This window comes from Oscillibacter sp. CU971, from assembly GCF_905219725.1.
Classification (GTDB): Bacteria; Bacillota; Clostridia; order Oscillospirales; family Oscillospiraceae; genus Oscillibacter.
The window spans coordinates 1-7,206 of the sequence record NZ_CAJMXG010000152.1 but is presented as its reverse complement, the minus strand read 5'-3'; the positions used below and the strand labels follow the sequence as shown (position 1 = coordinate 7,206).

Sequence of the window (7,206 nt, the reverse complement as noted above, 5' to 3'; positions counted from 1 at the left end):
CCCTGGGCCTCCGGCCCCGGGGCGGGCGGGGCCTCCGACGCTCCAGGTACAGCGACCTCCTGCTGCTGCCCCTCCGGGGGTGGCCCGTCAATGGGAACACCCGACTTTTTATCTTCTGCCACTTTCTTGACCTCCTTTTTTTCATCGTTGTATATGAAAACGCCGCCCATAGTCTCACTTGGGCGGCGGTCCATTCAAATTTTCAGTTTTTTGGATAAAAACCTCTTGTTGACGGCCAGCAAACCGTTGATATGACTGACTTTCTTGAAGTCCTATAATTACACTCCGACCAAGTTTCGTTGACAAACGAGATGCAAGCAAAAATCCCGCACTTTGGTGCGGGATTTTTGTGCACAAAGAGCATGGTTTAATTAAAAATAAGAATAATTGGGATAGGATGGAAGAATTTGGGGGCGTAAAATAAAAATAACGCACCAGAGATGCAAAAACAGCAGTTTTAGCAGTTTTTAGCAGCCTGCTCGACTCGAACTCTCCGCCTCTCTCTAAAAAAGAAAAACACACCTCCCCCGGAGCTGCCAAGCCGCTCCGAGGGAGGTTTTCCATTTCGGGAGGGCCCTTCCCATCATTGGTGCTTATGCTTCATGTGTTCAGCGTTCTTCGGTGGTCTTGGTAATAGCTTTATCAATGCTTTCCGGCTATACTGTCGTTACAACAAACAGGAAGGAGCACGGCAGAATGGAACAGAAAAAGAACCTCTGCGCTCAGATCCCCCTCAGCCTCCACACGCAGGTCAGCGAGGCCAGAGAGGCGGCGGGCCAGACCACCAGCGAGTACATCACGAACCTGCTGATCGAATACTACAATTTAAAGAAAGACGGAGGTACGACGACTATGAGCGGCAATACGAGAACGATGGCCTTCCAGATCCCCGAGGAGCTCTTCCAGCGGATCAAGGCCCACCTGGAGCGGGAGACTCAGCGGACCGGAAGGAAGTACACTCAGCGGGAGTTCGTGCTGGGGCTCATCGAGGAGGCGCTGAACGAGGCCGAGCGGCAGGCCGCCGAGGAGGCCGGGCAGACCGCCGCCCCCGGGACCAGCGTCAGCCCCTGTGAGCCCTCCGAGCCCGAGACGGCCAGGAATTTTTTCAGAAGATCGGCGTCCTGTTTGAGTTTCCCTACCTGTACGCCAATTTGAGCGCCGTAGACAATCTGAACTATTTCGCCTCGTTCTATCCCAGAGAGCAGCGGCGGGATGTGGGGGAGCTGCTGGATGCGCTGGAATTTAAGCCGGACTTTCTGAAAAAGCCGGTGTCCTCCTACTCCAAGGGGATGCGCCAGCGGGTGAGCATGGCGCGGGCGCTGGTGAGCAATCCCCGGCTGCTGTTCCTGGACGAACCCACCAGCGGCCTTGACCCCTCCGGCGCAGTACTGTTCCGAACAATCATCGAGCAGGAGCGCAAAAAGGGAACGACGGTTTTTATCACCACCCATAACATGGTGGACGCCGATTTGCTGTGCGACCGGGTAGCCTTTATCTCCAATGGAAATTTGGTAGCCCTGGATACGCCCAAGCGTCTGAAAGAGAAAAACAGCAATCACCGAGTCGTGATCGACTATCTGTATCAAGGACAGCGGGAAACGAAAACCATAGAGGCCCGGTCGCTGGAAGCAGGTATTCCCTTTGCCCACGACGAGATCATCAGCATCCACTCCCAGGAGCCGACTTTGGAGGATATGTTCATCCAGTACACGGGGAGGGGGCTGTCCTGATGGGAAAAGGATTTTGCGCCCTGTTCAAAAAGGATTGCCGGATGCTGGTATCGGGAAAATTTTTCTTGATGGCAATAGGGTTCCTTGCTCTCTATACAGCCTATGTGAACCTGGGCTATATCCGCTTCATGCAGATGCCGCCCTACAATGTGTATCTCTACGACCCGGCGGGAACGCAAACGGAAAAATCGCCCCTGGTGCAGATCGTTTCCTCTGTGGAGGATATGGACGCAGCCCTGCTTGCCGATGCCAACGGCGTAGGGCTGGATGCCAGTTCCGGGGATGTACGGGTGGTACTCTATAAAGGTGCGGAGCACGTTGACCGCCACCGGGCGGATTACGCCCTGTCTCTGCTGCGTCCCTCGGTCAGCCCTGCCCCGGAGGTACTTGGCACAAATACGCCGGAACAAAAGGCGAGGAAAGAGATTACCTGTGAGCTGCTGTTTTTTGAGTTGGCCGCTGTGGGATTTTTGGGCATCGCCGCCGTACTGTTCAAGGAAAAGGGCATGGGGGTCATTCGTGTCCACGCCATTCTCCCGGTGCGGAAGGACTTGTTCCTCCTGTCCAAGCTGGCGGTGTTCCTGCTCTCTGATCTGGCCTTTGCGGTGCTGCTCACTCTGCTGAACGTAGGGCTTGCGGATGGGGCGGCGGTGCTGCCCGCGGTCCTGCTCCAGACGGCCATCCTGTCGCTGATGATGGCCCTGGTGGGTTTACTCTGCGCCCTGCTGNTGAAAGATTTTCGGCAATTTACGCTGGCCTATCTGGTGATTGCCATNTTCGCCGCGACCCCCGTATTTTTATCCGCCAATACGTCAATCAAATTTGACTGGATCGGCTATCATCCGTTTTATCACGTCTATATGGGCCTGAAAAACGCCTATTTCGGAACGGCAATCTCGCCGGTCTACTATGCCAGCACTGTGGGTGCAATCCTGCTGCTGTTCTTGGTGGTACGGCTTGCATTTCACCGGGAGATTGGAAAGGAGGGGTGAGGCGTGAGAGGCTTAAAATATCAGATCAAAAGTGTTCTGCAGGATAAATTCTGCTTGATGACGTTCCTGCTGCCCATCTTGGTCGCTGTGGCATTGAATTTTATGGGTTCCATTGACTTGTCCAGCCTAGGAGAAATGCACTTTGGCGTACTGGAAAGCGACCTGTCCCCGCATACGATCACATGGCTGGAGCGGTACGGCCCGGTAACGGCTTATGGGACACAGGAAGAACTGACCGCCGCCATCTGGGAGCCATCCACCAATGTTATTGGCGTGAGGGCGGACGGGGACAGTCTCCGAACAGCCATTGCCGGAGACGAGTTGGATATTTTCCAGCAGGCGGCGGCTACTCTCCCGGCTCTCTATGAACAGCGGGTAGAAGCGGAGCTGGTGAAAGTTTTGACGCTGGAACGCCCTGACATTCTGGAAAGCTTTCAAGACATTTTCATCCCCGCCGTGCTGATCGTGGCTATGTTTATGGGCTGTACGTTCAATGCCATGAACATCATTTCCGAAAAAGAGGACGGCGTAGCTTTCATCAACGAAATCCTTCCTATGACACCCAGCCAGTACATTTTTCAAAAAGTTGTAGTGGGATTTCTCTTTGGCAGCCTGTCCTCTATTGTAACGGCCTGCATCTGTTTCCGATTGTCTTGGCAAAATTTCGGGCTGCTGCTAGCGCTGATTGTGCTGTCGTCCTTTGTGGCGGCGTTGATTGGCCTGTTTATCGGTAAGCTCTCCGAGGGTCTGATGATCGGCGTGGTCTATATCAAGATCGTCATGCTGCTGTTCCTGGCAGTACCCATTTTATGCGGTCTGATTGGGGCGAGCGGGCCGTTGGCGGTCATCTGCAATATCGTTCCATCCCATCCTGCCTTTGACGGCATTATGGCCCTGTCTGCTGGGAACATGGGAACGGCGGTAAAGGACGTTGGTATTTTGGCTGTCCACTGTATTGTGTGGTTTGCACTCTATGTTTTGATTTCCGCCAATCATAAAATGCAAGTAACTTTATAATCAGAAAAACATCTGCCCAGCGGCAGAAAAGAAAAAACCGCTGCTGGGCAGACCGATTTCCTATGTCCAAAAGCTATTTCCAGCGGCGGTTCATTATTCAAAGCCGCTGTTTTTTTATATTCACTGGCGGCGCATAGGAGGATGCCGCTATGAGATCAAAGGTAGATAGGTACTTGCCAAAAAAAGTCTGACTTCTCCAGTGGAAAATTCTGTCCACAACTGCGAAAATTGTAATATTCAGTCGCCCCGGTACGTTCGTATAGCCTTGCGCTATGCGGGCGTTTTTCTATCCTGGCAGTGCTTCTGGACACCGTGTCCAGAGGCCCGCTGCCGTTCTCCACCCCCTCCATTTCGATCTGTCCCTTTCCGCCAACATCGAAATGGAGGTTATATATGACAACCATCAAATTGAACCGTTACTATCCCTATTTGACCGAGAATATCACTCTGGAAGTTTCCGACGAAATCGCCGTCGTTCTCTCCACCGGGGGCCGTCAGTGTGACAGCTACAAACGGCGCAAGCGGGAGCATAACGAGTGTTCCCTGGACGTTGACCCCGGCTTTGAGCCGGATGTGATGTTCCCACCCTTGACCCCGGAGGAAATCATTCTGGACGAGGAAAACCGCTCCGCACTCTACGCCGCTCTTGACCAGCTCCCGCCCATCCAGGCTCGAAGGGTGTATGCCCACTACATTCTGGGCAAGAAAAATCTGAGATTGCCAGGGCCGAAAATGTAGAGGGGAGCGCCGTTTGCGACAGTATCCGCCGGGGCTTAAAAAATCTTTCAGAAATTTTGAAAAATTTTCATTGAGGTGTACCCGAAATCGGCCAAAACCCGCCTGATGTATGAGGAGACTTATACACTGAGGACAACTGAATACACAGTATTCCAGGCACAAAACCTGCGTGAACAGCTACAAAAGGCGCGCCGCCAGGACAGCCCGCTCAAGGAGGTGAGAGAAGTGGGCCGAGCGATCAGCGCGAACCTTTGACCCGGCCCTGGCAAGCCGGGCGCGACGACAGCGCGGGGGATAATGAAACTTGCTCACGCCCTCCCATGGACTTGCGGGGGAGCTTCGCAGTATTGCGGAGCTATGACAGCCGGAGCCGCCGGCGGCCTGGGATGCTCCCCTGTGCCGGGGCGCGTGGCAAATTCGGCGCAATCATGGATAGAAATGGATTTATCCTCGCTGGACTTCTGGCCACCGTGACCAGAAGTGGGGCAAGGTTGAAGGGCAGCACTTTTCCGGGTGCTGCCTTTCTGCGTTTCCCCACATCCTTGTGCCCTGGGGCTGTCTTTGGTATAATATACTTGTAAAGGTTGACAGCTCCATTTCCCGACAGGAAAGGAGCTATCATGGAAAACCGTATCGACGCTATCTACGCCAGACAGTCCGTGGACCGCAAGGACAGTATCAGCATTGAAAGTCAAATCGAGTTCTGCAAGTACGAGTTAAGAGGTGGGAACCACAAAGATTATCAAGATAAGGGCTACTCCGGGAAGAATACAGACAGGCCAAAATTCCAGGAACTTTTAGCCGACATCCGCCAGGGCTTAATTCGCCGGGTGGTGGTTTATAAACTGGACCGTATCAGCCGTTCCATTTTGGACTTCGCAACCATGATGGAACTGTTCCAGGAGTACAACGTGGAGTTTGTTTCCTCTACGGAAAAGTTTGACACATCTACCCCGATGGGCCGGGCCATGCTGAATATCTGTATCGTGTTCGCTCAGTTAGAGCGAGAGACGATACAAAAGCGCGTGACCGGCGCTTACTATTCCCGGTGTCAGCGGGGGTTCCACATGAGCGGCGCGGCCCCCTATGGCTTTAAGCTGGAGCCAACCACCCTCCAAGGCATCCGCACGAAAATGATGATTCCGGACCCCGCCACGGCGAATATTGCCCGGTTGATGTTTGAGATGTACGCCGCGCCGTCCACGTCGTTCGGGGATATTGCCCGGTACTTTGCTGAAAACAATATCCTGATTTACGGCAAGGAATTGAAACGAGGCTTTATCTCCCAACTGCTCCGCAACCCGATTTACGCCCAGGCCGACCTGGAGCTGTACGAGTTTTTCAAGGGCCAGGGGGCCGTGGTGGTCAATGACGCGGCGGACTTCGCCGGGACCAACGGCTGCTATCTCTACCAGGGCCGGGACGTGCAGGAGCGAAAAAACAAGGACCTGCGGGGGCAGATCCTTGTACTGGCCCCCAGCGAGGGCATTGTCCCCGCCGATACCTGGCTGCGGTGCAGAAAGAAGCTGCTGGCAAACATCACGTTCCAGGGAGGGCGCAAGGCCCGAAATACCTGGCTGGCCGGAAAAATCAAATGTGGGCGCTGCGGGTATGCCCTTATGAGCGTGGGCAACCCGGCAGGGACGCAGTATCTTCGGTGCTCCAAGCGGGCGGACAACAAAAGCTGTGAGGGCTGCGGGACGCTTCGGACGGCGGAGTTTGAGCAATTTGTCTATGGGGAGATGGTGAAGAAGCTCTCCGAATTTCAAACCCTGACCGCAAAAGCAACGACCGTCAATCCCAAGCTGACCGCCTTGAATGTGGAGCTGGCCCAGGTGGAGGACGAGATTGAAAAGCTGCTGAACACCCTGACCGGAGCCAATGCGGTCCTGCTGTCCTATGCCAATGGGAAAATCGAGGAACTGGACGCAAACCGCCAACGGCTGATAAAGGAAATCGCGGCACTGAACGCGGAAACAATCTCTCCACAGAAAATCGAGTTTCTGTCTGCCCATCTGGAGAACTGGAACACGATTGACTTTGACGACCGACGGCAGGTAACAGACATTATTCTCTCCCAGGTCCAAGCCACCAGCGACCGCGTTTCGTTTGAGTGGAAGATCTGAAAATCTTTCTCCCTGCGCTTTATACTATGGCCTGTGTGCCCTTGTTAAGCGTTGCTATCATCGCTGATAAAATCAGTAATGTCGGTGCGTTCCTCGTCCAGCACGAAAAATAGCCGTCCGTCCTCTACCTCAATAGAGGAAGCACCATGCTCATAAGTTACGCTCTTGCTATCGGGGTTCTGTTCAAAGGTCAGCGTGCTATTAAGCAGCCGGTATGCTTGGTGTACCAAAGAAGGGAGTCCCGCACCCATCAGCACGAGTGCTGCAGCCAGGCCCGCAGCCAGAAGAAGTTTTTTCTTCTGGGACATCCGCTTCCTCACCGTTGGGGCTTTGATGCCTGCCAACACACGGGCCTTTACTGCTTCCGGGTCAACATCGCTTGCGCCCACAGGAAAAAATTCTGTGTCGGTGTATTCATCCATAATCTTAGAGATCTCCAGGTGTTCCATATCCATAACCTTCCTTTCTCAATTCGTTTTTCAGCGTCTCCCGTCCCCGGCGCAGCCAGGTCTTGGCGGTGGACAGGTTTAGAAGCTGTACCAATAGGCTAAAACCGCTTGAGTAAAGTGCTGAAAGCAGCAATGGTGCAAACAGCTTGTGCAG

Annotated in this window: 7 protein-coding genes; 6 read left to right on the top strand and 1 reads right to left on the bottom strand. The window is 53.8% G+C overall.

All coding sequences use genetic code 11. From position 1 onward, the window contains the following. Positions 1 to 696: 696 nt before the first annotated feature. From JX325_RS10755 to JX325_RS10730, 6 genes are all read left to right on the top strand, one after another. Positions 697 to 1,155 (top strand): translation initiation factor 2, encoded by a 459-nt coding sequence (locus tag JX325_RS10755; RefSeq protein ID WP_243414046.1) that lies wholly within the window; start codon positions 697 to 699, stop codon positions 1,153 to 1,155. Then, on the top strand, positions 1,152 to 1,730 hold the full coding sequence (locus JX325_RS10750; RefSeq protein WP_374220608.1) for an ATP-binding cassette domain-containing protein: 579 nt from the start codon (positions 1,152 to 1,154) through the stop codon (positions 1,728 to 1,730). The genes JX325_RS10755 and JX325_RS10750 overlap by 4 nt, the downstream gene beginning before the upstream one ends. After that, complete coding sequence (locus tag JX325_RS10745; RefSeq protein WP_204791128.1) at positions 1,730 to 2,722, top strand: ABC transporter permease; 993 nt, start codon at positions 1,730 to 1,732, stop codon at positions 2,720 to 2,722. The genes JX325_RS10750 and JX325_RS10745 overlap by 1 nt, the downstream gene beginning before the upstream one ends. Before the next feature lie 3 nt (positions 2,723 to 2,725). Then, positions 2,726 to 3,739 (top strand): ABC transporter permease, encoded by a 1,014-nt coding sequence (locus JX325_RS10740; protein WP_204791127.1) that lies wholly within the window; start codon positions 2,726 to 2,728, stop codon positions 3,737 to 3,739. A gap of 393 nt (positions 3,740 to 4,132) precedes the next feature. Beyond that, the gene (locus tag JX325_RS10735) at positions 4,133 to 4,477 is read left to right on the top strand and encodes a sigma-70 family RNA polymerase sigma factor (protein ID WP_204791126.1); all 345 of its coding nucleotides are present in this window, start codon (positions 4,133 to 4,135) and stop codon (positions 4,475 to 4,477) included. A 620-nt stretch (positions 4,478 to 5,097) separates the two neighbouring features. Next, positions 5,098 to 6,603, top strand: coding sequence for a recombinase family protein (locus tag JX325_RS10730; RefSeq protein ID WP_204791125.1), 1,506 nt, complete (start codon positions 5,098 to 5,100; stop codon positions 6,601 to 6,603). A 44-nt stretch (positions 6,604 to 6,647) separates the two neighbouring features. Here JX325_RS10730 and JX325_RS10725 read toward each other — a convergent pair whose 3' ends face one another. Then, positions 6,648 to 7,052 (bottom strand): hypothetical protein, encoded by a 405-nt coding sequence (locus JX325_RS10725; protein WP_204791124.1) that lies wholly within the window; start codon positions 7,050 to 7,052, stop codon positions 6,648 to 6,650. Between the last annotated feature and the right edge of the window lie 154 nt (positions 7,053 to 7,206).

What these genes read in the sequence shown, in the direction of transcription:
- JX325_RS10755 (WP_243414046.1), top strand. Translation starts at nt 697, where the DNA reads ATGGAACAGAAAAAGAACCTCTGCGCTCAGATCCCCCTCAGCCTCCAC.
- JX325_RS10735 (WP_204791126.1), top strand. Translation starts at nt 4,133, where the DNA reads ATGACAACCATCAAATTGAACCGTTACTATCCCTATTTGACCGAGAAT.
- JX325_RS10730 (WP_204791125.1), top strand. Translation starts at nt 5,098, where the DNA reads ATGGAAAACCGTATCGACGCTATCTACGCCAGACAGTCCGTGGACCGC.
- JX325_RS10725 (WP_204791124.1), bottom strand. Translation starts at nt 7,052, where the DNA reads ATGGAACACCTGGAGATCTCTAAGATTATGGATGAATACACCGACACA.